Origin of the sequence: Nocardia kruczakiae NBRC 101016 (genome assembly GCF_001612965.1) — a bacterium.
GTDB lineage: Bacteria > Actinomycetota > Actinomycetes > Mycobacteriales > Mycobacteriaceae > Nocardia > Nocardia kruczakiae.
The window spans coordinates 24550-49517 of sequence record NZ_BDBL01000049.1; the positions used below are offsets into that span (position 1 = coordinate 24550).

Below are 24968 nucleotides of genomic sequence, written 5' to 3' on the forward strand. Positions count from 1 at the left end.
TGCCCATCGGGGGAGTTCGCCGACGAAATCCCCGCCGACCAGCCGAGCGCCTCTGCGGCGCGACGAATTTCCCGTCACGTGAACGCCGACCCTCTCGACCCCGAGCCCCGCGACTCCGGGCCGGCGCACGACTCGGAGCGCTCCGGCTACGAACCGGCCGCCTTCGAATGCCCGGCACCGACGCGCGCGACGGGCGAGCCGGGGCGGGGCGATAGGCGGCTGCGAGCGCGGGAACTGGCAGAGGCCGCGACCGCCCTGCTCGCTACCAGCCCAGCCGCCGCCGAACGAATGTTGCTGCAGGCCTTGGACTGTGGCAGCGGTGTGCTGTCCGGCGAGCAGCTCGCGCGGCTGTCCTCGCTGGTGGTGACGGCGGTCGCCCATCAGCCGGGCCGGGAGCACGACCTGGCGGCCGCGGCGGTCGCCGCGGCCGAGTGCTGGACCGGCATCTCCGCCACCGACGCGGCCCATCACACCCTGCTCGCCGCCCGCGTCCACTATCGCAGCGGTCACCATCGCCTCGCGGCCACCCTGTTCGCCGCTGCCCTCGGCTGCGATGGGCTGCCCTATCCGCCCGAAGAGGTCGCGGTGCTGTACGAACAGCTCGGACGGTGTCTGGAACAGAGCCACCGCCACCGTGGCGCGGCACGGGCCTACGCGGCGGGGGCGGCGGCCGTCGCCGGCAGACCCCAGTGGCGCGAACTGCACGGCGACCTGATCGAGGCGGCGACCCGATCCCGGCGGTCGGCGCGTAATCCGGCGGCGATGGTGCGGGCGTATCTTTCGGCACGGCGGACGCCGTGAGCACCACCGCGTCGCCTGCGTAGCCTGGGCCGCAGCGGCGCCGCGCCTCGCCCCGGCGCACCTGAACCGGGTCCGGAACCGGCGTCTCGGAGCCCGGATCGGCCGACGAGACCCGCCCCGCGCGAGCCCGCCCAGTAAGCTCGGCATTCGTGCAAAACACAGGCCGGCGCAAACTGGGCGTGATGGGCGGTACGTTCGATCCGATCCATCACGGGCACCTGGTTGCCGCCAGTGAGGTCGCCAACCGCTTCGACCTCGATGAAGTGATCTTCGTACCCACCGGGCAGCCGTGGCAGAAGTCTTCGCGGCAGGTGTCACCGGCGGAGGACCGCTATCTGATGACGGTCATCGCCACCGCGTCCAATCCGCGGTTCTCGGTCAGCCGGGCCGACATCGACCGGGAGAAGGCCACCTACACCGTCGATACCCTTCGTGACCTGCAGAATCAGCATCCGGACGCGGATCTGTACTTCATCACGGGTGCGGACGCGCTGGCCAGCATCCTGACATGGCAGGATTGGGCGGAACTGTTCGAGCTGGCGAAGTTCGTCGGGGTGAGCCGTCCGGGGTACGAATTGAACGTCGACCACCTCGAGGGACATCTGCGGAATCAGCCGGCCGATGCGGTCACCGTCATCGAGATCCCGGCCCTGGCGATCTCGTCGAGCGAATGCCGTCGCCGTGCCGCCGAAGGGCGCCCGGTGTGGTACCTCGTTCCCGACGGCGTCGTGCAGTACATATCGAAACGGCACCTGTACGTGCCGGGAGGGAACGGAAGGGTGAGTCAATGACGGCATCGGCACAGGCGGTGGAGATGGCGCAGGTCGCTGCGCGGGCCGCCGACGAGAAGCTGGCGACCGACGTCGTCGTCCTCGACGTCTCCGATCAGCTGGTCATCACCGACTGCTTCGTCATCGCTTCCGCGCCGAACGAGCGTCAGGTCAACGCGATCGTCGACAACGTCGAGGAGAAGTTGCGTCTCGCCGGGCACAAGCCGGTCCGCCGCGAGGGCGCTCGTGAAGGCCGGTGGGTGCTGCTGGACTACGTCGACGTCGTGGTGCACATCCAGCACAGCGACGAACGCAATTTCTATGCGCTGGAACGGTTGTGGAAGGACTGCCCGCAGGTCGAGGTGCCGGGTCTCGAGGCTCCCGCGCAGGCTCAGACGAGTGGTAGCGGGGACCCCGAGTGAACCGCGGACCGGAAGGGGGGACCGCGCGTGATCCCGAGGTATCCGGGGAACGCGCCGTCGACTCCGATGTGAGCGACGCGTCCGAAGGTGTTGCGCCGGCAGCGGGTTCGCGGGCGTCGAAATATCCGGGCGTGCGCCGGCTGATCCTGCTGCGACACGGGCAGACGGAATGGAATGCCGCCGACCGCATGCAGGGCCAGATCGACACCGAGCTCAGCGAATTGGGCCGGCGGCAGGCGAAAGACGCTGCACGCGAGCTGGTTTCCCAGGACGCCGTCGCGATCGTCTCCTCGGATCTGCGCCGCGCCTACGACACCGCACTCGCACTGGCCGAACACAGCGGACTCGAGGTCGTGCGGGATGCGCGGCTGCGGGAGACCAGCCTCGGCGACTGGGAAGGTCTCGACCACCTCGAGGTGGACGCGCGGTATCCGGGCGCGCGCAAGGCGTGGCGGCTCGATCCCACGGTCACTCCGCCGGGCGGGGAGAGCAAACTCGAGGTCGGCGCGCGGGCGCTGCCGGTGGTTCGCGAGCTGTTCGCCGAGCGTGCGGACTGGCCCGGCCGTACCATCATCCTGGTCGCGCACGGCGGGCTGATCGCGGCCCTGACCGCCGCGCTGCTGGAACTGCCCGAGCACAAATGGCCGATCCTGGGCGGATTGGCCAATACCAGCTGGGTGCAGCTGAGCAGCCACGGTCCGGGCATCGAGCAGCCGGGTTGGCGGCTGGATGTGTGGAATGCGGCGGCGAAGGTAGCACCTGATGTCCTCTGAACGCTCCTCCGACGACCGGGACGAACCGGTCCGGCAGGTATCCGACGAACTGTTGCGCAAGGCATCCGAAGGACCCGTCCGGCGGCTGCCGGACGCGCTGTTCGGTGGTCCGGTCACACCGGTCGAACCGGCCGGGGAAGCCGACGCCGCCTCCGAGTCGGATGATGCGGACGACGACGGCGGATCGACCGGGCCGCCGGCCGTTCGCGCGGATGCGCCCCCCGAGGCAGAGGAGAATGCGGAACCGGCCGCGCGGCAAGACAGCGTGCCCGGCGGTTCCGAGACGACACCGTCCACCGAGGCGACAACTACGCACGCGGTATCCGGCGATGCGGCGGTGGCCGGTGACGCCGACGCGGCGCCCGATGCGCACCGGAAGTCCGACACCGGTTCCGGCGCGGCGATTTCCGGCGAGCCGAGCATCGGCGACGCGGCCGGCGCACCCGAGACTTCGCCGCGACCGGTTCTGGTCGTGATCGCGGACTCGCTGTCGTACTTCGGCCCGAAGGGCGGCCTGCCCGCCGACCATCCGCGCATCTGGCCGAACCTGGTTGCCGCGGAACTCGATTGGGACGTCGAATTGGTGGCGCGGATCGGCTGGACCTGCCGCGACGCCTACTGGGCGCTCATCGGCGATCCGCGCGTATGGGCTGCGGTGCCGCGTGCGGGAGCCGTGGTTCTGGCCACCGGCGGCATGGACACGCTGCCCTCGCCGCTGCCCACGGCCCTGCGCGAAATGATCCGGTATCTGCGCCCGCCGGTGCTGCGCCGGCAGGTGCGCACCGGATACCAGTGGCTGCAACCGCGGCTGTCGAAACTCGGCCGCCCCGTGGCACTTCCGCCGCACGTGAGCATCGACTACCTGGAACAGTCACGGCATGCGCTGGCCCAGTTGCGGCCGGATCTGCCGGTGGTCTCGGTGCTGCCCTCCGTCCACGACTGCGAGGCCTACGGCAAGGTGCACTCGGGGCGTGCCCCCGCGGTGCGCGCGCTGCAGGAGTGGTCGGCGAAAACCGATGTGCCGCTGGTCGATCTGGGTGAGGCCGTGCGCGACGACATCTTCTCGGGCGAGGCGAATCCGGACGGCATCCACTGGGGCTGGGAGGGGCATGCGGCGGTGGCGCGAGCCATGGTGAAGGTGCTGTCGGAGGTGCGTTCGGTCGAGGCCGGTGCATGAATCGGTTCGGATAGCCGATGACCGTCGTGGTGGTCACGGATTCGGCGGCGAGCGTACCCGCCGCGCTGGTATCGGAATTGGGCATCGTGGTGGTGCCGCTGCATGTGCTGGTCGACGATCGGGCGATCGCCGAGGGCGTCGACGACTGCGAGATCGACTACGGCGCGTCCACGGTGACGACCTCGTCCGCCTCCCCGGGTGAATTGCGCGCCGCCTACGAGCGTGCTCTGGAGGTCAGCGCGGGCGACGGTGTTGTGGCCGTGCATATTTCGCGACAGCTGTCGGCGACCTGGGAAGCCGGTCGCCAGGCCGTGCAGGATATGGATGCCGCCGACCGGGTGCGCCTGGTGGATTCGCTGAGCGCGGGCCTGGGCACCGGGCTGCCCGTACTCGCCGCCGCCCGCCGCGCGCGATCGGGTGCGGCACTGGACGTCGTCTACGACACCGCGGTCGCCGCGGCCGGGCGATCGCGCACGTTCATCGTCGTCAATCGGACCGAGCAACTGCGTCGCGGCGGGCGGCTCAGCACCGCGGCCATGTTCTTCGGCACCGAACTGGTGACCAAGCCGATACTCCAGATCGTCGACGGCAAACTGGAACTGCGGGAGAAGGCTCGCACCCGGTCCAAGGCATACGCGAAACTCGTTGCGGCAGCGGTCGATGCGGCCGGTGAAGACGGGGCGGCGGTGGCCGTGCAGCATCTCGGTGCCGCCTCCGCGGCCGCGACCATCGCCGGACAGCTCGGCGAACTCATCCCCGGCATGCGGGAACTCGTGACCGCCGAATTCGGTCCCACGCTCGGCGTGCACGTGGGCACCGGGGCGGTCGGCGTTCTGGTGGTCCCCGGCGGCTGCGGCTGAGCTTCTACCATCGCCGGCCGACGAACTCCGTCGCCGCGCCGGAGGTTGTCCACAGCTCAGCCGCTGTCCCCAGACATTCCGAAACCCCAGTTCGCGCACCGAGTCACGCCCCGCCGTGCACATACGGTCACCGTCATGGCGCGACACGAGGATCGGACCCTACTGCGGCAGCGACTGCACGACGTATCACCCGGAACGGCAACGCTCGGCACCCTGGCCCCCGGCCCGGGTGACCCGACCCACGACGGGCTGTGGGACCTCGCCCGATCACCCGCGGACTCGACTGAGCAGCGCCGCGACTGCTCGGGCAGCCCCGCAGGACGCCGGAATTTCGGGATGCGCGGTAGCGAACCGGGTCCGCCCACCGAACCGGTGAGCGGCTCCGACGGCGGCCGAACCGTCGTCACGCCGCGACCGGGCCTGGACGCCGGCCTGGACGAAGCCGCCGGTGCGCTGGCCGGCGACCACGGCGGGACGTGGCCGAGGCGGCCGTATTCGCCGAGCCGCATCCGGCAGAGGCGCGACGATGCCGAGTCGCATCCTGCAAGTGCGGGAGCCCTCGACCGAGGCGACCGTGACGGCCGGGACGGGGACGAAGGTCCGGCGGCGAACGGCGCGGCGGGGACATTCCCCGAGGCGCCGGAGAGTCCGCGAATTCCGCAGTGGCTCAGCGAACCGGTGGGATCGGTGACGATCTGGCAGCGGCTCGTTCCGGAGCGATTCCGCGGAGTTCGCGTGGATCCCGGGCGCAAAGGAGTGTGGGTGCTGGCCGGCGCCGGCGTGGCGGCGGTGATCGTGGCGGCGGCCGCCGCGCACCGAGACGATCCGGTGGCGGCGCCGGTGGCGCCGCTACCGGCAGTGCGCACGGAGGCCGCCGAAACCTCGGTTGTCCCCGCGGCGGTGGACGGCCCCGGACTGGCCGTGCGGTCCGATCCGCCGGGCCGGGCGACGCCGTCGCCGGCTCCCGGCGGCGATCTGGTGGTCAGCGTCATCGGTCTGGTCGAACATCCGGGTCTGCTGCATCTCGCACCAGGAACACGGGTGGCCGACGCCGTCGCGGTGGCCGTCGCGCGGGAAGGTGCGGACCTCGCCGGGCTGAATCTCGCCCAGCGGCTCGCCGACGGCGATCAGATCGTCGTCGGCGAGCCGGGTCCCGCGAGCGGCCCGCGCCTCGGCAGCATGGTCGTTGCGGGCGCCTCGCATACGGCCGCGACATCGGGCGCCGCCTCGCCACCGGGACACAAGGTCAACCTCAACACGGCCACGGAACAGGATCTCGACTCCCTCACCGGGGTAGGTCCCACCACCGCCGCGGCCATCATCGGCTGGCGCAACCGGCACGGCCGCTTCACCAGCATCGACCAGCTCGCCGAAGTCACCGGCATCGGCCCCGCCAAACTCAACCGCCTCCGCGACCAGGTCACGCTGTGAACCGCGGCGAATCGAAGCGCGCTCGGCGCCGGCACGAACACGTCGCCAACTCCGGCCACGGCGGCGTCGAACGCATGAGGGTCGGTGCTGGTGGCACTCCGTTGGACGCGCGGCTGCTTCCCGCCGCGCTGGGGTGCTGGGGCGTGACCATCGCGGGCATCACCCTGGGGTGGCGAGCCGGGATATGGGTGTCCACGGGGCTGGGGCTCGCGGTGGCCGGAACGGGAATCGTTCTGGCGCGGAGCCGATTCCGTGCTCCGCAACGAGCGGCATGGTGGGTGGTGCTGGCTGCGCTGCTGGCGTCGGCGGGGTTCGGGGTGGCGGCATCGTGGCAGGCCTACCGGGTGAGCGCCCATCCCCTGGGGCGGCTGGCGGCAGGCAGCGTGGTGACGGCCGAGATGGTGGCCGGAGATCCGAAACCCCTCCCGGCCCACTCCTTCGGTGGGCGGCAATGGACGATGCGCGCGACGGTTCGCGAATTCCGTTACGGCGCAACATCCGTACACGGCGATGCGGCGGTGACGGTGATCATGCCGGAGCGGATCTGGTCGGATCTGGTGCCGGGGCAGCACGTCACCGTCCGGGCTCGGCTCGATCATCCGTGGCGACGTGATCTGACGGTCGCCGTGCTGCGGGCGCAGGGACCGCCGATCCGGGTCGGGCCGCGGCCGTGGTGGCAGTCGGTGGCCTCGGCGGTGCGAGGAAATCTGTCCGAGGCGGCCGAACGCGCGTTGCCGCCGGACGCGGCCGGAGTGCTCCCGGGGCTGATCGACGGTGATATCTCCCGGCTGCCCGATCACGTCCGCGAGGACTTCCGGGCGGTCGATCTCACGCATCTGATCGCCGTCTCCGGGACGAACGTCTCCATCGTGCTGGCCGGTGTCCTGCTCGCGGCCCGAGCTCTGACGCTCGACCCGCGCTGGGGTGCGGTACTCGCCGCGCTGGCGCTCATCGGATTCGTCGTTCTGGCGCGGCCGTCGCCGTCGGTACTGCGGGCGGCCGTGATGGGCGCGATCGCGGTGCTGGCGATGGTGACCGGCCGCCGGAAACAGGCGCTACCGGCCCTGTGTGCGGCGGTGATCGTACTGATCGCGCTCTCGCCGCAACTGGCGGTCGATATCGGCTTCGCTCTCTCGGTGCTGGCGACCGCGGGCCTGATCCTGCTGGCGCCGAGCTGGTCGCAGTGGCTCGAACAGCGCGGCTGGCCCCCACTCGCGGCCGAGGCGTTCGGTGTCGCGGCGGCCGCCTTCGCGGTGACCACGCCGATCATCGCCGCACTCACCGGACATGTCAGCGGAGTGGCGATCGTGGCGAATGTGCTGGTCGAACCCGTCGTCGCGCCGATCACGCTGCTCGGGGTCGGCGCGGCCGCCCTGTCCTGCTGCTGGCAACCGGCCGCGGTCTGGGTGCTGAATCTGGCCGAGCCGCCGATGTGGTGGTTGCTCTTCGTCGCCGAACACGCGGCGGCACTGGGTATTTCGCTGCCGTTGCCCGCCGGAGTGCGGGGTGCGGCACTGGCCGGAGCGCTCATCGGGGGTGGTGTCGCGGTGCTCGGGCGTCTGGGCACGCGCCGTAGACGCACCCCCGCGGGTCCGGCGCCGCCCCCGGCACCCGGCGACGGGTCGGTGAATCTGTCACCGGCCACCCGTAGGATCGTCCCGTGACCGATCACCTGGCTGCCTTACATCTGGTACTCGGTGAGGAGGAACTGCTCATCGAACGGGCGGTCGCCTCGATCGTGGCGCAGGCGCGGGCCGCGACCAACGATCCCGACGCGATGCCGGTGGATCGGCTGCGGGCGGGCGATGCCAGCGCCCCCGAACTGGCCGAACTGCTGAGCCCCTCGCTGTTCGCGGAGGACCGGGTGATCGTCCTGGAGGCCGCCGCGGAGGCCGGAAAGGATGCGGTGGCGCTGGTCACCGCGGCAGCCGGTGATCTGCCCGAGGGAGTCGTGCTCGTGGTCCTGCACTCGGGCGGCGGCCGGGCCAAGGCGCTGGCACCGGCACTGCAGAAGCAGGGCGCCGAGGTGCACACCTGCGCCAAGATCAGCAAGGCGAACGAGCGAAACGAATTCGTGCGCAACGAATTCCGCACCGCCGGCGTCCGCGTCTCGGCTGATGTGGTGCAGGCGGTGGTGGAGGCCATCGGATCCGATCTGCGCGAGCTGGCCGCGGCCTGTTCCCAGCTGGCCGCCGATACCGGCGGCAAGGTGGATGTCGACGCGGTGCGCCGGTACTACTCCGGTCGCGCCGAGGTCACCGGATTCGAGGTCGCCGATCTGGCCGTCGCCGGTGACCGTCCCGCGGCCATGGAGGCATTGCGCTGGGCGACCGACCGCGGCGTCCCCGCCGTTCTGCTCGCCGACGCGCTCGCCGACTCCGTGCACACCATCGCGAGGGTCGGATCCGCCGGTCGCGGTGACCCGTTCGCGCTGGCCTCCCAGCTCGGCATGCCGCCCTGGAAGGTGAAGAAGGCGCAGACCCAGGCCCGCGGCTGGACCGCCGCCACCATCGGCAGCGCCCTGCAGGTGGTGGCCGCCCTCAACGCCGACGTCAAAGGCGGTGCGGCCGATACGGATTACGCGCTCGAACACGCGCTGGCCAGCATCCTGGACCTGCACGCCGCCGCGCACTGAGCCGCGGTGCCGACAGGGCACCGCGCCGAGTGGGCGAGGCGCCGACCGGCCCTGCGCGGCCGTTGCGCGCCGCGCCGCATCGACCGAAACCGGGGTTGCGGCCGCATCTAGTGGTGGTTGTGCGCGATGATCTCGCCGACGAGCGCGGGGCCCGGGAAGTCGGCCATCACGACGCCGGTCGCCGCGCCCGGACTGGAGCGAAGGTAGTCGAGTGCGTGCTGGTTCTCGTATTCGGCGTAGCGGTGGGGAAATTTCGCCGGGTCGGGCACGCCGGAGGCCGACAGGAAGTCCATCGACAATGCCCGGGTGCCGAGGGCCGGGGCCTGCGCGAGGTGGGTGGCGACGGCCGCCCACTTGTCCTCGCGAGTGGGTTCGTCCCACAGATCCTGCGCGTCGATCGGCAGGCCCCGGTCGTCGATCCCGTCTGCGCGGACGACGATGATGGTGCCGCGCACGTCACCCAGCCGGGGAATCGCGACGGGGCCGCTCGCCGCCGGTCGCCACACCCGCGGATGCGCGTTCAGGTATCGGTCCAGCAGTGGTGGGTCGGGCGGTAGCCCGCCCGCGTCCTCGCACTGGAAGGTCTTGTCCTCGTTCGTGCATTCGGCCTTCACCCGCATCAGGATCGTCTCGCGCGGGTGCCGGTCCAGGAATTGTCCGGTGACCCGCAGCACGTCGTCGAGGCTCGCCTGCTGATAGAAGCTGCCGTGCTGAACGCCGAGATTGCCGGCCTCGTCGCGCCGGACACGGATGTCGAGCGCCCGGATACCGGCCTCGAGCTGGGTGCTCGCGGTCCGTTCCGACGCACAGGTGGGCTCGGTGCACCCGGTATCGAACTTCTCCTGGGTGACCACGGCCGGCCCGGCCTTACCGCCGTGGATCGACAGGGTGTCGTGAGTGCCGGGGATGGACATGGCGCCGAGCGGGGTGCTGTCGGGCAGCGCGCCCATCCAGTCCGGATTGCTCGCGGAATCGAGATGGTCGATCGCGCCGACGGCGGTGGCCTTGGGTATGCCGGCCGACTCGGTGCCGGCTGCGGCCGATGCCGGCGCCGACTGCGCCGCGGCGACCGGTCGCGCGACCGGGACCGACTGTCCGCATCCGGACGACAGCGCGCTCGACACCGCCGCTACCGCAAGAACGAGGCCCGTACTTCGGCGAATCTCCCCACCCCACACCCGGACCACGGTAGCCGACGTGAATCAACGACAAAAGCCGCCGTGGTCATCTGCGATGCAGATCCTCTGCCACGGCGGCGTTGCGAATGCTGTTGTGCGGCAGAACATGCCGCGTCGGTTCCGGCTCCGGCCGGGAACCCGGGGATCAGCCCAGCTTGTTGAGAGCCAGCGAGAGGGCGGACTTCTTGTTGGCGGCCTGGTTGGCGTGGATGACGCCCTTCGAGGCGGCCTTGTCCAGGCTGCGGCTCGCCGAACGCATCAGCTCGAGCGCCTTGTCCTTCTCGCCCGCCGCGGCGGCCTCGCGGAACTTGCGGATCGAGGTGCGCAGCGCGGACTTCACCGACTGGTTGCGCACCCGCGCCGCCTCGTTGGTGCGGATCCGCTTCATCTGGGACTTGATGTTGGCCACGCCTGTTCCTCTGATTCCTTCTCGTCAGTTGATGTGCTCTTGATGTTCGTGAAAAGTCTCTGGGCGCACTACGTGGAAACAGGTAGCGCCGCGCCGACGATCGAGGTTACCAGCTGGGGTGGTGTGAAGTGAAATCGCTGTACCAGCGCCCGGTCAGCGCGCCGGTCGCCGGCCGCTCAACCCCAGTGGTACTCCGCGCACAGCCGGTGGGCGACGAGATCGAAGGTCTTGCGCGGAAGGATAGCCCCCTCGCGCCGGATGCCGGCCTCGGGCACATCGAGGACCCGATCCAGCCGGACCCAGCTGTCGCGCCCCTCGTAATCCCATGGACCGGAGCCGATTCCGATCCAGTTGTGTTCGGCGCCGCGGGCCGGGTTCGACGACAGCATCAGCCCCAGCAAGGTCTTGCGTTCGCGGCCCACGACCAGCACCGGGCGATCCTTGCCGTTGGCCGGATCCTCCTCGAACGGCACCCAGGTCCACACGATCTCGCCCGGATCGGCGCGGCCGTCGAGCTGCGGGCAATAGACGATCTGGCGGGCACGTTCGCGGGTGGGCACCGGAATCGAGGCCGCCGGCCGCACCGTGACCGTGTCCTTGGGCCGCGCCGCGACCGTGTCCTTGCGGCGGCCGCCGAGGGCGCGATCCCACATCGAGGAGCGCTGCATCCGGTCGACGAGTTTCGGCGCCTGCTTCTTGACGATCCTGGGCCCCTGCTCCTTGGCGATGGTCCCCAACTGCTTGCCCAGAGAGCTCCATGTGCTGGCCATATCGGCAGAGCTTAACGGCGAACCGCGCTCGGCTCATCCGGTGCCGGATTCGCTTGTGCCGGGCCGTGAATCGGGTGTGCCGCCGCTCACACCGGGGCCGCCGGCCCCGGGAACTGCGTCGTTGCCGCCGATGCCGGCCCGCCGGTGCGTGCACGACCACGCGGTATGCGCACGTAGACTGCCGCATGGCGACTTATCGACTTGTTCACGGGTAGGAGTGTCCCATCAGCACGTTTGCCGACACGACGTTCACCGATCCCTCGCGGATCCGGAACTTCTGCATCATCGCGCATATCGACCACGGCAAGTCCACGCTGGCCGACCGCATGCTGCAGTTGACCGGGGTGGTCGAGGAACGGCAGATGCGTGCGCAGTATCTGGACCGGATGGATATCGAGCGCGAGCGCGGTATCACCATCAAGGCCCAGAATGTGCGGCTGCCCTGGAACGTCGACGGCACGGACTACGTCCTGCATCTGATCGACACGCCTGGTCACGTCGACTTCACCTACGAGGTCTCGCGCGCGCTCGAGGCGTGTGAGGGCGCGATTCTGCTGGTCGACGCCGCCCAGGGTATCGAGGCGCAGACGCTGGCCAATCTGTATCTGGCACTGGACAAGGACCTCGAGGTCATCCCGGTGCTGAACAAGATCGACCTGCCGGCCGCCGATCCGGACCGCTATGCCGCCGAACTCGCCCATATCGTCGGCTGCGAGCCCGAGGACGTGCTGCGCGTATCCGGCAAGACCGGCGTCGGCGTTCCCGAACTGCTCAACAAGGTGATCGAGACGGTCCCGCCGCCGGTCGGCGAGGGCGATGCCCCGGCCCGCGCGCTGATCTTCGACTCGGTCTACGACACCTATCGCGGCGTCGTCACCTACGTGCGGGTGGTGGACGGCAAGCTCACCCCGCGCCAGAAGATCAAGATGATGTCCACCGGCGCCACCCACGAGCTGCTGGAGATCGGCATCGTCTCGCCCGAGCCCAAGCCGACTCAGGGCCTCGGCGTGGGGGAGGTGGGCTATCTCATCACCGGTGTGAAGGACGTCCGTCAGTCGAAGGTCGGTGACACCGTCACCACCGCGCGCGACGGCGCCACCGAGGCGCTGACCGGCTATCGCGAGCCGCGTCCGATGGTCTACTCCGGCCTCTATCCGGTCGACGGTTCCGACTATCCGGATCTGCGAGACGCGCTGGACAAACTGCAGCTCAACGATGCCGCGCTCACCTACGTCCCGGAGACCTCGGTCGCGCTGGGCTTCGGTTTCCGCTGTGGCTTCCTCGGCCTGCTGCACATGGAGATCACCCGGGAGCGGTTGCAGCGCGAATTCAACCTCGACCTGATCTCGACCGCGCCCAACGTGATCTATCGCGTGATCATGGAGGACGGCACCGAACAGGTCGTCACCAACCCGTCGTTCTGGCCCGAGGGCAAGGTGCGCCAGATCTTCGAACCGGTGACCAAGTGCACGATCATCGCGCCGAGCGAGTTCGTCGGCACCATCATGGAGCTGTGCCAGTCGCGCCGCGGTGAACTGCTCGGCATGGACTATCTGTCCGAGACCCGCGTCGAGATGCGGTACACGCTGCCGATGGCGGAGATCATCTTCGACTTCTTCGATTCGCTGAAGTCGCGCACGCGCGGTTACGCCTCGCTGGATTACGAGGAGGCGGGCGAGCAGGAGGCCGCACTGGTCAAGGTCGACATCCTGCTGCAGGGCGAGGCCGTCGACGCGTTCTCGGCCATCGTGCACAAGGACGCGGCCCAGGCCTACGGCCACAAGATGACCACCAAGCTGCGCGAACTCATTCCGCGGCAGCAGTTCGAGGTGCCGATCCAGGCGGCCATCGGCTCGAAGGTCATCGCGCGCGAGAACATCCGCGCGATCCGCAAGGACGTGCTGGCCAAGTGCTACGGCGGCGACATTTCGCGCAAGCGCAAGCTGCTCGAGAAGCAGAAGGAGGGCAAGAAGCGGATGAAGACCATCGGCCGGGTCGATGTTCCGCAGGAGGCCTTCGTGGCCGCGCTCTCCACCGATTCGTCATCGGACAAGCCGAAGAGGTAGTCTCCGAGGTTCCGTGAGATTAGTTGGACCGTTGACCGAGTCGACGGCCGGTTGATCTTGGGGCTTTCCGGAGACGGCCTCCGGTGGCAAGCTCGGAAGATGCCGCTGTGACCTGTCATCTGTCCACCTGAAAGAAACCTGAAGGATGTGACAGTCAAGTTTTCCGGAAATAAGGTGTAAAAAGACCCGGATTCGGTAACACCCCGTTCGGTTTCGCCAGCCGAACGCTGAGAGCGGAGTTTGTATGACGCGTGAGCTGCCCTTCGACGATGATGCGGACGCGGGCGATCATGCGAACGATGCCGCATATCGCGCGGCGACCGGTGTCGCGCGGGTGGCTCGGGCCGGTGCGTACGTCACCGGCGGTGCGCTGATCGCCTCCAACGGGTCGCCCGCGCCGGAGAACGAATCGCACAACAGCCACATCACCGGCTGGTCCACCGCCGATCCGCATCCCGATGTGCCGAGCCCGGTGGTGACCTACCCGGATCCGTCGCCGGACTCCGTCCCGCCGGACCTCGGGACCTCCACGCCGCACGCCCCGGCCGCACGAACGCCGGGACTCGCGCTGCCCGAACAACACGGCACGGATGCGTTTCCGGGCCTGCAGTTCCCGCAGGGCAGCCAGTCGCCGCTGACCTTCGGTGAGTTCCCCGGGACGACCGGCGGCGAATCTCCCGACTCCCATTTCCCGTTCCCCGAATCGAATCACGGATTCGGCGGCAACGGTGTCTTCGATTCACCGGAATTCGGTGGCGGACACGGCCTTTCGATGCCCGGATTGCACACCTCGAGCGCTCCGTTCGGCTTCGGCGCCGAGGATTCGGGTCCGGCGTCGAGTTCGAGCGGGCTCGACCTGCCCGGTGCCGCGCGCACGACCGACGAGCAGCGCGACGACGCCGACCTGTCGGGTGCCGACCCGCATCCGACGACGCCGTTGCTCGGCCACGGCCTCGGGCTTCCCGGCACCAACGGTCTGCACCTGCCCGGTATGAACGGTCTCGGCGCCGGTGGTTTCGGCTCCGACAACGGACTTCAGGACGGCCACGCCGGCGCTTTCGACGGAGTCGGGGACGGTGGTGGTCCGGGAATCTTCCTGGGCACCGAGATGAAGGTCGACGCCCACATCGGCTTCGACGGTATCTGGGTCACGACCGAGACGAAGGTCGACTTCGCCGTGGGCGACGTCGGACATCAAATCGACGACTACGGCCACTGGCTGGGCAACAGCGCGCACCAATTCCCCGGGTTCACCACCCAGCCCGACGCCACGGCCGCGGCCGGGCAGAGCGTCGGCCCGGCCGCCGACGTCACCCGCGCGGCGGGTACCTCCGCCGACGGCATGACTGCCTCCGCACCCGGGGCGACCGCATCGGCCGCACAGTCGGGGGCCGCGCATCCCGCGTCCGCGGCTGGACCTGCCGGCGCCGCGGCACCCGGCTCGCCGGCGTTCGCGCCGCAATCCGGACCGATGGCGGCATCGGCCGCTCCCGGTCCGGCCTCGTTCTCCACCGCTCAGGCGTCCGCGCCGGTGACGAATGTCGCGGCACCGCAACCGGTTTCGAACGCACCCGTCGTCGCGGCACCGGCTCCGGTCGCGCCCGCTCCGGCGCCGGCGTTCGTCCAACCGGTCTCGGCGACGCCGCTGCAGACCACGATTCAGCCCGAGGCCGCCACCCACCCGATCGCGAATGTGATCACCACCCATGCGGGACCGTCCCCGCTGACCGCCCCCGCGGTCGCTGTTCCGGCGCTCTTCGAGGACCGGCCCCGCCATACCGATGCCGGGCTGCCGGGCGGTGATGCGAACGATCCCTCGGACGGCGCCGGGCGCGGCACCACTCACACGCCGACCACCACGTCGCACGGCACCACCACGACCCACGGCACCGACGCGACGAAGACGCCGTCCGTGCCGAGCACGTCGCATGCGCCCGGGACCACGCCCGGCGGTGAGCACACCACCACCCGTCCGGGCACCTCGACCGGCAGGGATTCGGCCGATCACGATTCCATCGACCGGCCCACGCCGACCGTGACGGTGCCTCGCGACAGCGATTCCGGTCATCCCACCCGCACCCCCGGTACGACGCCGTCCGATACCGACAGCGATTCCGGGCCGTCGACCTCCGGCGGCGCCGACGCGTCGATGCCGGGACATACCGCGACGCATGCGCCGGGCACCTCCTCGGGTGCGGACACCTCCGCGTCCGGCAACGCCGACGGTTCGACCGCACCGACCCACGGTTCCCAGCTGCCGACCCATGATCCGGATTCGGTTCCGACGCAGCAGGTTCCGACGCAGCAGTCGATGCCGCCGAGTCACGACCAGACCATTCCGACACATGAACCGACCGTGCCGACCGCGCAGCACACCGCACCCGTGGAGCCGCCGACCGTGATCAAACCACCGACCACCATCGATCCCGCGCCGAATGCGCACATTCCGGTGAAACCGGTTGCGGCCGTGACGGATTCGTACGACACGTCGCTGTGGTCCGATTCCGGCCACGGCCTGGCGACCGTGTCCGCCGCCGGACTGTCCGGCGGCCTGCACGAGACCACCTTCGCCGAGACGCATCACCCGGTGGACCATCCCGTCGATTTCCACGTGCTTCCGCTGTGACGGCGGTGGAGTCGCCGGGAGCCAAACATCCCGACGAGATGGCGCCGCTGCTCGCGCAGCTCGACGAACTGCTCGACCTGACCCGCGCCGCGGGCCGGGCCGACCTCACCGCGCGACTGGGGATGTCGCGGGCCCGGGTGGCCGACCCGCGGGTGCGGCTGGTGGTCGTCGGCGAACCCAAGAACGGGATGAGCACGCTGGTCAACGGTCTGGTGGGCAGCGCGGTCAGCGCGACCGGCAGCCAGGTCAGCGTTCCGGTGATCGCCGAATACGGTCCGGAGGCGACCGCCACCCTGGTGCGCTCGCTGCCCGGCGGCCGCACCGAACGCCAGCCCGTCGACCCGCTGAATCCCGGCCCGGCCCTGAGCGCGGCCGGCGTGATCCGGGCCGAGTTCACCGACCCCAGCCCGCTGCTGGCCGAGGGGTTCGTGGTGATGGACGCACCCGGCGCTCCCGCCGACGCACCGACCACCTGGTCGCTGATCGCCGCGGCCGACGCCGTGCTCTACGTCAGCGACGCGGCCGCGGAATACACCGCCGAGCAGATCGCGCTGCTGCAGCGGATCCGGCAGGTGTGCCCGACCGTGGTGTGCGTGCTCAACAAGATCGACCGCTACGGCCACTGGAGCCAGGTGCAGCAGCGCAACCGCGATCTGCTCGACGCCGCCGGCCTGGGGTTCGCGGTCGCCCCGATCTCCGCCGACCTGCATCTGCGGGCCGGTAACGATCACCGCCGCGATATCGAATCCGGTGTGCCGCAACTGATCGACCATCTGCGCGGATACGTCCTCGCCCGCGCCGACGCGGTCGCCCGGGAGGCGGCGCTGCGCGATATCCGCACCATCACCGACCATCTGGGGCTGGCGTTGCGCAGTGAGGCCGAAACCCTGCGTGATCCGCGGCGCTACACCGCGATCACCGATCAGTTGCGCACCGCGCGCGCCGAGGCCGCCGATCTGCGTCACCGCAGCGCCAACTGGCAGGTCACCCTCGCCGACGGCTGTTCGGAACTGATGGCCGATATCGAACACGATCTGCGGCACCGGTTGCGCAGTCTGGTCCGCCACGCCGAATCGGAGATCACCAAGCGCGACCCGGCCCGCAGCTGGGACGAATTCGGCGCCGACCTGGACTCCCGGATCTGTGAGGCGGTCGAGGAGAATTTCGTCGTCGCCCACTATCGCGCGGTGGAACTGGCCGAGCAGGTGACCGCGAAATTCCCCGCCGACTCGCGCGATGTGCCGCTGCCCGATCTGCGGCTCGAGGATCCGGGCGACGTGCTCGAACCCGTGGCCTCGCTGGAGCCGCTCGACACCGCCAAGGTGAGTTTCACCTCGTCGCTGCTGAACGTGATGCGTGGTTCCTATGGTGGTCTGCTCATGGTCGGGCTGCTCACCAGCTTGCTGAAAATGCCGCTGGTGAACTGGTATTCGGGTGCGGCCGCCGCCCTGCTGGGTATCAACGCGCTGTGGGAGGACCGCAAGCTGCGCCGGGATCGGCGCCAGTCCGAGGCCAAGGTGGCGGTCGCCCGCCTGATGGACGATGTGATCTTCCAGGTCGGCAAGGAATCGCGGCACCGGCTGCGCGCCATGCAGCGCATGTTGCGCGACCACTTCACCGATCTGGCGGACCAGACGCTGCGGTCGGTGGACGAATCGCTGCGCGCGGCCGAGGAGGCGGCGGCGATCAATTCGCCGGAGAGCCGCGAACGGCGCCTCACCGAAATCGAGCGGTCGATGGTGCGGTTGCGGGAGATCCGCGAAAACGCCGACGTGCCCTGATGTTTCCGGGTGGTCCGGAGCCGTCCGGACCACCCGTACTCGTCAGCCCGCCGGATGGGCCGGGCGGAATCCTCCCGCACCGGTGGCCTGCTCCGCCCGGATCACGTGCATGACCGCGTTGATCAATGCCAGGTGGGTGAACGCCTGCGGGAAATTGCCCAGATGCCGTCCGGTATAGGGGTCGATCTCCTCGGCGTAGAGCTTGAGCGGGCTGGCATATCCGAGCAGCCGTTCCAGCAGATGCCGCGCCCGGCGCACCTCGCCGATCTCCACCAGCGCCGACACCAGCCAGAACGAGCAGATGGTGAAGGTGCCCTCCGCGCCGGCCAATCCGTCGTCGGTGGTGTCGGTGCGGTAGCGCAGCACCAGGCCGTGCTGGGTCAGATCGGAGGCGATCGCCAGCACCGTGGCGCGCACCCGCGGATCGGTGGGTGGCAGGAAGCGCAGGAGGACGACCAGCAACAGTGAGGCGTCGAGGGTGTCGCCGCCGTAGATTTGGGTGAAGATGCCCTTGTCGTTCACCCCATGGGTGAGGACGTCGGCCTTGATCTCCTTGGCGAGTGCGGCCCACTTCTCGGCGTAGTCGGCCTCGCCGTGCAACTCGGCGAGTTTCGCGCCGCGATCCAGTGCGACCCAGCACATCACCTTCGAGGAGGTGAAATGCTGCGGCTCGCCGCGCACCTCCCAGATGCCGCGGTCGGGTTTGCGCCAGTTCTCGATGGCCGCCTCGACCTGCCGCTTCAGCATCGGCCACAACGTCTCCGGCACCTGCTGCCGCGATTTCACGTGCAGGTATACCGAATCCAGAATGGTGCCCCAGATGTCGTGCTGCTGTTGCTGAAACGCGCCGTTGCCGATCCGGACCGGTTTGGCGCCGTCGTAACCGTGCAGATGCGGGATTTCGGACTCGTCCAGATCGCGTTCCCCGCCGATGCCGTACATCACCTGAAGCGGTTGCGCCTCACCGTTTTTCGAGGTCGCGACATCGTGCAGGAAAGCGAAGAAGTCGTCGGCCTCCCGGTTGAGCCCCAGCGTATAGAGGCCCCACAGCGCGAAGGTGGAGTCGCGCACCCAGCTGTAGCGGTAGTCCCAATTACGTTCGCCGCCCGGCGTTTCCGGAAGAGAGGTGGTGGCGGCGGCCATCAGGGCGCCGGTCGGGGAGTAGATCAGGCCCTTGAGTGTGAGCGCGCTGCGCTGCAGATAGCCGCGCCACGGATGATCCGGGAACTTGCCGAGAGTGATCCACTGCCGCCAGCACTCGGTGGTCTGCCACATCTTCTGCGCGGCCTCCGCGAAGGTACGGGGGGCCGGCAGCGGCGACCAGGACAGCGCCACGAACAATTCGTCGCCTTCACGCATGCGGGTGCGGGCGCGCGCCTCGCGCCCCTCCAGGCCCAGCCGCATATCCGTGGTGAGAACCAGTTCCCCGCAGGGCAATTCGTCGTGGGAGCAGGTGGCGGTGGCGGTGGCGCGCTCGTAGACCTCACCGGTGTATTCCCAGTTCGCGGGCGCCCGGTGATAGTCGAAGGCCGGCTCGCAGCTCATCTCCAGTTCGACCACGCCGCTGACACATTTCACGGTGCGCAGCAGGATGTGCTCGGCGTCCCAGTCCTCCGGCGTGCGGCGGTAGCTGCGGCTGCGCTTGTCGTTGTTGTGCCAAGGCCCCAGGACCAGCGCGTCGCGCACGATGATCCAGCCGGTGTCGGTCTGCCAGGTCGTCTCGACGATCATGCCGCCGGGCAGGTAGCGCCGCGCCGTCGGCACGTTCACGCCGTAGGGCCCCAGCCGGAAGTGCCCGGCGCTGCGATCGAGCATGGCGCCGAACACGCTGGGCGAATCCGGGCGCGGCAGGCACATCCACTCGACCGCGCCGTTGCGTGCGATGAGGCAGCAGGTTTCGCAATCGGAGAGGAAGGCGTAGTCGTCGATCGGCGGATACGACGACTTGTGCACGACGCCCGCCGAGATGGGCAGGTAGTTGGCCCCTATCTCCGCATCGGAGACATCGGCCAGGGCATCGCGCGGCGGAGACATGTCGTCGAGCGTCTCGATGAGGGGTTGTTCGGTGATCGGTTCGTCGTAGGACGCCATACAGCCATCATGGTGGATTCCGGTCGCGTTCGCCGGGACTGCCGGCGCTCGATATCGGCCGGTCGGCATGCCCCGCGGCCGGCGTACCCGTGACCTACTAGGCTGGTGGACGTGCATCATGTCGCGGGCTGGTGGGACGGCTTCGAGTTGTGGGTGGCCGGATTGCCGTTCATCCCGCAGTTCGTCGTGGTTCTGGTCGGGGCGGTGCCGGTCAGTTTCCTGATCGCCTACCTGCTCGATCGTGGACTGCGGATCGTGCTGCGACTGCTCGGCCGGGACCGGTCGGCCGCCGCCGAGACCGACCTCGCGGCCGCCGGCGTCGCATCCGAGATCGAGCCCGATGCGGCGACCCTCGCACCGCCCGAGCCGGCGCTGGCCGGCGCCTCGATGCACACTCCGGGTCCGATGCCGAAGGAAGCGATCTGATGCCACGCTCACGGGTCCAGTTGGCGCTGATCGCACTGCTCGTGCTGATCGTCGTCGCCTGGTTGCTGACGCGATAATCCCCCGCTGTCGGAGGTTGCAGGTACTGTGCAGCCCATGCCAACCGATGAGGAATTCGTCGACCTCGAGCAGCTCCTGGAGATCGAGGACGGCCCCCGACTGATCGCGACCCACTACACCACGGCCGATGAGGCGATCGAGATGGTGCGCGCCGCGCAACTGCTCGGTCTGGGCGTGCGGCTGCAGAACCGGCTCCGCGCCGACGAGCCCGACGAGGACGGTGAGGAGATCGCCGTCGAGGAGTGGGTGCTCGACCTCTACGAGAGCCCGCCCGAGTCCGCCGACGAGGAATAGGCCGGCCCGATCGGCTCGGGCCGGACGTGCCCACACCGGGGTTCGCGCGACTGTGGTCTTCACCACTGTCGGCGCGGGCCCCGGGTCTCGTTTCCGGGGCCGTCGGGTGGCCGCCAGGAATCCGAAACATGAATACTTCCCGCCGGTCATCGGCGGGTTTCGCGGACTCGCCGGGCCCGGCCGATTTCCTCTTCGACCGATTCGCGCGGTTCCGGGCGCTCTGTTAGAGTCTGCCCGTGTCATCGAGCGTTGTTCCGCAGGTCCGCCATGAATTGGCGTTGATCGCGGTCGGCTGTCTCGTCGTCGCGGACATTCACTGTCGTCGATAGCTGATCGGACACGCTGCGCCTTCTCCATCGGACCGGCGCACCTCTCTTCCGCAGCGTCTCCGTTTCCCGCGGCTCTGCCGCACGCGCCACTGTCCGGTATCCACCGGGGCAGGTCTACCGCTCAATCACAGTTACATCCGCCCCGGCAGCAGTGTGCGCCGGTGCGGGCGGCAGGAAAGGTCGCTTCCATGTCTCGCAGATCGTCCAGCAGATCCTGGTTCTCGGTGCGCCGAGGGCGCATCGCCGTCGCGCTCACCGCGCTGGCGGCCGTGGGACTGACCGCCGCCTGCAGTGGTGGTTCGAGCGATACCGCGGGTGGCAACGCCAGCAGTGGTGGCGGGCAGCTGACGCTGTTCGCCTACTCGGTCGCCAAGCCGGGCTACGACAAGGTGATCGGCGAATTCAACAAGACCGAGTCCGGTAAGGGCGCGCAGATCCAGCAGTCCTACGGCGCCTCCGGTGACCAGTCCCGCAAGGTGAAGGACGGGGCGCAGGCCGACGTCGTCAGCTTCTCGGTCGAGCCCGACATCACCCGGCTGGTGGACGCCGGACTGGTCGACTCGAACTGGAATGCCGACGCCAACAAGGGCGTGCCGTTCGGTTCGGTCGTCGTGATCGCGGTCCGCAAGGGCAATCCCAAGGGCATCCACGACTGGAACGACCTGCTGAAGCCTGGCGTCGAGGTGGTGACCCCGAACCCGTTCAGCTCCGGCTCGGCCAAGTGGAACCTGCTGGCGCCCTATGCCGCGGAGAGCGACGGCGGCAAGAATCCTCAGGCGGGCCTGGACTACCTGGGCAAGCTGATCTCCAAGGACCACATCAAGGTGCAGCCGAAGTCCGGCCGGGAGGCGACCGAGACCTTCCTGCAGGGCACCGGTGACGTGCTGCTCAGCTACGAGAACGAGGCGATCTTCTCCGAGCGCAGCGGGGACCCGATCGAACACGTCATCCCGCCGACCACCTTCAAGATCGAGAATCCGGTGGCCGTGACCAAGAACGCCAAGAACCCGACCACGGCCGTGGCGTTCAAGGACTTCCTGTACTCGCAGGCCGGTCAGAAGGCTTGGGCGGAGGCCGGTTTCCGGCCTGTCGATCCGAAGGTCGCCGCGCAGTACAGCAAGGATTTCCCGGCGCCGCAGAAGCTGTGGACGGTTGCCGATCTGGGCGGGTGGAAGCAGGTCGACAAGGATCTGTTCACCCCCAACACCGGCAGCGTCGCGGTGCTCTACGACAAAGCCACCAAGTAGACCGGTGGTCCGGAGCGCACGGAATACTGGATAACTGTGACTGACAGCAGTACGAAGGCCGAGATCGGCATCAGTACCGACGCCGGGACCCCTGGTCCCGGCGTTTCCGGGCAGCAGCAGAAGCAGCAGCCCGCCGGTCCGGCGTGGCGGTCGCGGCTCACCGGATCGGCCGGCTCGCTCGGCCTCGCGATCACGGTGCTGTGGCTGAGCCTCATCGTCTTGTTGCCGTTGGCCGCACTGACGGTCCATTCCTTCGACGACGGGTGGTCCGGCTTCTGGGACGCGGTCACCGCACCCGCGGCGCTGGACGCGCTACGGGTGACCGTCCTCGTGTCGGTGGTCGTCGCCGTGATCAACGTCGTCATGGGCACCGTGGTGGCGTGGGTGCTGGTGCGCGACGATTTCCCGGGTAAGAGCTTCGTCAACGCCCTGATCGATCTGCCGTTCGCGCTGCCGACGATCGTGGCGAGCATCGTGCTGCTGTCGCTGTACGGACCGCAGAGCCCGGTCGGTGTCCACCTGAACGCCACCCAGCCGGGACTGGTGGTGGCGCTGGCGTTCGTGACCTTGCCGTTCGTCGTGCGCTCGGTGCAGCCGGTGCTGATCGAAGCGGACAAGGAAGTGGAGCAGGCCGCGGCCTCGCTGGGCGCGAACAACCTGACCATCTTCCGGCGCGTGGTGTTGCCGTCGCTCGCGCCGGCCATCATCTCCGGCGGTGGCCTCGCCTTCGCGCGCGCCATCGGCGAATACGGGTCGGTGGTGCTGATCGGCGGCAATATTCCGCGCCGCACCCAGGTGGCGTCGCAGTACATCCAGCAGCAGATCGAGGTGGACCGTCCGGTGAACGCGGCGGCCGTTTCGGTGGCGCTGCTGGCGATTTCCTTCACCACCCTGCTGATCCTGCGCGTCTTCTCCGAACGCACCGCCCGCAAGGAACAGGCCAGCCGATGAAACTGTCCACCCCGTCCCGGATTTCGCTGCGCGTGATCGCGCTCGCGTATCTGATCGTGCTGCTGGTGGCTCCGCTGGTGATCATTCTCTGGCGCAGCTTCCAGCACGGAATCGGCGCATTCCTCGATTCGATCACCACACCCGCCGCGATCTCGGCGTTCAATCTCTCGCTGTTGATCGTCGCGATCGTGGTGCCGCTCAACGTGGTCTTCGGAGTCATCACCGCCATCGCGCTGGTGCGCGGAAACTTCCGGGGGCGCACCCTGATTCAAGGTGTGGTCGATCTGCCGTTCGCGGTGTCGCCGGTGGTGGTCGGCGTATCGCTGATCATGCTGTGGGGTGTCGGTGGCTGGTTCGGCGGTCTCGACAGTTTCGGTTTCCGGGTGATCTTCGGGCTGCCCGGCATGGTGATCGCCACCCTCTTCGTCACGCTGCCCTTCGTGGTCAGCGAGGTCGTCCCGGTCCTGCACGAGATCGGCGACGATCAGGAACAGGCGGCGGCGACCCTGGGCGCCAACCGCTGGCAGACCTTCTGGCGCATCACCCTGCCGGCCATCCGGTGGGGCCTGACCTACGGCATCGTGCTCACCGTCGCTCGCGCCCTCGGCGAATTCGGTGCGGTGATCATGGTGTCGTCCGGGCTGCCCGGCATTTCCCAGACCCTGACGCTGCTGGTGCACGGTCGCTACATCAACGACCACAACACCTTCGGCGCCTACTGCGCGGCGACCCTGCTCATGGCCATGGCGCTCGTCACGCTCATCCTGATGACCCTCCTCGAACGCAAGCGGGGCACTGCCAAATGATTACCGTCACCGACGCGAACAAGCGTTACGGTTCGTTCGCCGCCCTCGACAACGTCAGCCTGGACATCCCTTCCGGTGAACTGACCGCATTGCTGGGGCCCTCCGGTTCCGGGAAGTCGACGCTGCTGCGCTCGATCGCCGGCCTGGAATCGCTGGATTCGGGCATCGTGACCATCGCCGACCGCGACGTCACCCGGGTCTCGCCGCAGAAGCGCGATATCGGCTTCGTGTTCCAGCACTACGCGGCGTTCAAACATATGACCGTGCGCGACAACGTGGCGTTCGGGCTGAAGATCCGCAAGCGGCCGAAGAACGAAATCCGCAAGCGCGTCGACGAACTGCTCGGCATCGTGGGCCTGGACGGTTTCCAGCATCGCTATCCGGCGCAGCTGTCGGGTGGTCAGCGGCAGCGGATGGCGCTGGCCCGGGCACTGGCCGTCGACCCGCAGGTGCTGCTGCTCGACGAACCGTTCGGCGCTCTCGACGCCAAGGTGCGCCACGATCTGCGCACGTGGTTGCGCCGTCTGCACGAGGAAGTGCACGTGACCACCGTGCTGGTCACCCACGATCAGGAGGAGGCGCTCGACGTCGCCGACCGGATCGCGGTGATGAACGCCGGTCGCATCGAACAGGTCGGAACGCCCGAGGACGTATACGACCGTCCCGCCAACGAATTCGTCATGTCGTTCCTCGGTGCGGTGGCCAAACTGAACGGACATCTGGTGCGCCCGCACGATATTCGCATCGGCCGCGATCCCGGTATGGCGTTGGCCGAACACGAGGGCACCGCGGAATCGGCGGGGGTCACCCGCGCGACCGTCGAGCGGGTCGTCCGCCTGGGGTTCGAGGTTCGCCTCGAACTGCGCAACGCGGCCACCGGCGATCTGTTCACCGCGCAGGTCACCCGCGGTGATGCGGAGGCGTTGCGGCTGGCGGAGGGTGAGACCGTCTTCGCCCGCGCCACCCGCATTCCGGAACTGCCGGCGGCCTGATCTCGCCGGTCGGCGGCCGAAACCCTCGATCCGCCGGGCTCATTCATCGGTGGCA

The 24968-nt window shown here is 69.0% G+C and carries 23 protein-coding genes; 19 read left to right on the forward strand and 4 right to left on the reverse strand.

Annotation, left to right across the window (positions count from 1 at the left end; genetic code table 11):
* The first annotated feature begins 78 nt into the window (after positions 1 to 78).
* From NK1_RS28460 to holA, 9 genes are all read left to right on the forward strand, one after another.
* Positions 79 to 801 carry a hypothetical protein gene (locus NK1_RS28460; protein ID WP_063013645.1) on the forward strand — a complete coding sequence of 241 codons (723 nt, stop codon included), beginning with the start codon at positions 79 to 81 and terminating at the stop codon, positions 799 to 801.
* Positions 802 to 950: 149 nt separating this feature from the next.
* The gene (gene nadD / locus NK1_RS28465; RefSeq protein ID WP_083870660.1) at positions 951 to 1592 is read left to right on the forward strand and encodes a nicotinate-nucleotide adenylyltransferase; all 642 of its coding nucleotides are present in this window, start codon (positions 951 to 953) and stop codon (positions 1590 to 1592) included.
* Positions 1589 to 1993, forward strand: a complete 405-nt coding sequence (gene rsfS, locus NK1_RS28470) for a ribosome silencing factor (RefSeq protein WP_063013647.1) — start codon at positions 1589 to 1591, stop codon at positions 1991 to 1993. The genes nadD and rsfS overlap by 4 nt, the downstream gene beginning before the upstream one ends.
* A gap of 131 nt (positions 1994 to 2124) precedes the next feature.
* Positions 2125 to 2766, forward strand: a complete 642-nt coding sequence (locus tag NK1_RS28475) for a histidine phosphatase family protein (RefSeq protein WP_030512815.1) — start codon at positions 2125 to 2127, stop codon at positions 2764 to 2766.
* 421 nt (positions 2767 to 3187) lie between these two features.
* Positions 3188 to 3943 (forward strand): diglucosylglycerate octanoyltransferase, encoded by a 756-nt coding sequence (gene octT / locus NK1_RS28480; protein WP_063013689.1) that lies wholly within the window; start codon positions 3188 to 3190, stop codon positions 3941 to 3943.
* 17 nt (positions 3944 to 3960) lie between these two features.
* Positions 3961 to 4803: a DegV family protein gene (locus NK1_RS28485; protein ID WP_063013649.1), complete on the forward strand. Its 843-nt coding sequence runs from the start codon at positions 3961 to 3963 to the stop codon at positions 4801 to 4803.
* 135 nt (positions 4804 to 4938) lie between these two features.
* Positions 4939 to 6234, forward strand: coding sequence for a ComEA family DNA-binding protein (locus NK1_RS28490; protein WP_218023186.1), 1296 nt, complete (start codon positions 4939 to 4941; stop codon positions 6232 to 6234).
* 74 nt (positions 6235 to 6308) lie between these two features.
* The gene (locus NK1_RS28495) at positions 6309 to 7898 is read left to right on the forward strand and encodes a ComEC/Rec2 family competence protein (protein WP_063906131.1); all 1590 of its coding nucleotides are present in this window, start codon (positions 6309 to 6311) and stop codon (positions 7896 to 7898) included.
* On the forward strand, positions 7895 to 8869 hold the full coding sequence (gene holA, locus NK1_RS28500) for a DNA polymerase III subunit delta (RefSeq protein ID WP_063013651.1): 975 nt from the start codon (positions 7895 to 7897) through the stop codon (positions 8867 to 8869). The genes NK1_RS28495 and holA overlap by 4 nt, the downstream gene beginning before the upstream one ends.
* 107 nt (positions 8870 to 8976) lie before the next feature.
* Here holA and NK1_RS28505 read toward each other — a convergent pair whose 3' ends face one another.
* From NK1_RS28505 to NK1_RS28515, 3 genes are all read right to left on the reverse strand, one after another.
* Complete coding sequence (locus NK1_RS28505; protein WP_063013653.1) at positions 8977 to 9993, reverse strand: phosphatidylinositol-specific phospholipase C; 1017 nt, start codon at positions 9991 to 9993, stop codon at positions 8977 to 8979.
* A gap of 199 nt (positions 9994 to 10192) precedes the next feature.
* Positions 10193 to 10456: a 30S ribosomal protein S20 gene (gene rpsT / locus NK1_RS28510; RefSeq protein ID WP_030512822.1), complete on the reverse strand. Its 264-nt coding sequence runs from the start codon at positions 10454 to 10456 to the stop codon at positions 10193 to 10195.
* 176 nt (positions 10457 to 10632) lie between these two features.
* Complete coding sequence (locus tag NK1_RS28515) at positions 10633 to 11226, reverse strand: type II toxin-antitoxin system PemK/MazF family toxin (protein WP_063013655.1); 594 nt, start codon at positions 11224 to 11226, stop codon at positions 10633 to 10635.
* A gap of 224 nt (positions 11227 to 11450) precedes the next feature.
* On the opposite strand from NK1_RS28515, the gene lepA reads away from it, so the two are divergent.
* The 3 genes from lepA (at position 11451) to NK1_RS28530 (ending at position 17699) form a co-directional block, all read left to right on the forward strand.
* Positions 11451 to 13292, forward strand: coding sequence for a translation elongation factor 4 (gene lepA, locus NK1_RS28520; RefSeq protein ID WP_083870661.1), 1842 nt, complete (start codon positions 11451 to 11453; stop codon positions 13290 to 13292).
* A 244-nt stretch (positions 13293 to 13536) separates the two neighbouring features.
* Positions 13537 to 15918 carry a hypothetical protein gene (locus NK1_RS28525; RefSeq protein WP_063013657.1) on the forward strand — a complete coding sequence of 794 codons (2382 nt, stop codon included), beginning with the start codon at positions 13537 to 13539 and terminating at the stop codon, positions 15916 to 15918.
* A complete protein-coding gene (locus tag NK1_RS28530; RefSeq protein ID WP_245660892.1) occupies positions 15915 to 17699 on the forward strand; it encodes a P-loop NTPase family protein in 1785 nt (594 codons plus the stop codon). Before NK1_RS28525 ends, NK1_RS28530 begins: the two co-directional genes overlap by 4 nt.
* Before the next feature lie 42 nt (positions 17700 to 17741).
* Here the strand turns inward: NK1_RS28530 and NK1_RS28535 are convergent, their stop codons facing one another.
* On the reverse strand, positions 17742 to 19790 hold the full coding sequence (locus NK1_RS28535; RefSeq protein WP_063013663.1) for a glycoside hydrolase family 15 protein: 2049 nt from the start codon (positions 19788 to 19790) through the stop codon (positions 17742 to 17744).
* Between the two features lie 105 nt (positions 19791 to 19895).
* On the opposite strand from NK1_RS28535, the gene NK1_RS35315 reads away from it, so the two are divergent.
* From NK1_RS35315 to NK1_RS28565, 7 genes are all read left to right on the forward strand, one after another.
* The gene (locus NK1_RS35315; protein WP_063906130.1) at positions 19896 to 20216 is read left to right on the forward strand and encodes a hypothetical protein; all 321 of its coding nucleotides are present in this window, start codon (positions 19896 to 19898) and stop codon (positions 20214 to 20216) included.
* A 114-nt stretch (positions 20217 to 20330) separates the two neighbouring features.
* A complete protein-coding gene (locus tag NK1_RS28545) occupies positions 20331 to 20588 on the forward strand; it encodes a hypothetical protein (protein ID WP_051024444.1) in 258 nt (85 codons plus the stop codon).
* 236 nt (positions 20589 to 20824) lie between these two features.
* Complete coding sequence (locus tag NK1_RS36265; protein WP_310400397.1) at positions 20825 to 20917, forward strand: Ms4533A family Cys-rich leader peptide; 93 nt, start codon at positions 20825 to 20827, stop codon at positions 20915 to 20917.
* A gap of 188 nt (positions 20918 to 21105) precedes the next feature.
* On the forward strand, positions 21106 to 22164 hold the full coding sequence (locus NK1_RS28550) for a sulfate ABC transporter substrate-binding protein (RefSeq protein ID WP_063013666.1): 1059 nt from the start codon (positions 21106 to 21108) through the stop codon (positions 22162 to 22164).
* A 189-nt stretch (positions 22165 to 22353) separates the two neighbouring features.
* Positions 22354 to 23115, forward strand: a complete 762-nt coding sequence (gene cysT, locus NK1_RS28555; protein ID WP_245660896.1) for a sulfate ABC transporter permease subunit CysT — start codon at positions 22354 to 22356, stop codon at positions 23113 to 23115.
* Positions 23112 to 23921, forward strand: coding sequence for a sulfate ABC transporter permease subunit CysW (cysW, locus tag NK1_RS28560; protein WP_063013668.1), 810 nt, complete (start codon positions 23112 to 23114; stop codon positions 23919 to 23921). The genes cysT and cysW overlap by 4 nt, the downstream gene beginning before the upstream one ends.
* Complete coding sequence (locus tag NK1_RS28565) at positions 23918 to 24913, forward strand: sulfate/molybdate ABC transporter ATP-binding protein (RefSeq protein ID WP_030512833.1); 996 nt, start codon at positions 23918 to 23920, stop codon at positions 24911 to 24913. Before cysW ends, NK1_RS28565 begins: the two co-directional genes overlap by 4 nt.
* Positions 24914 to 24968: the final 55 nt, after the last annotated feature.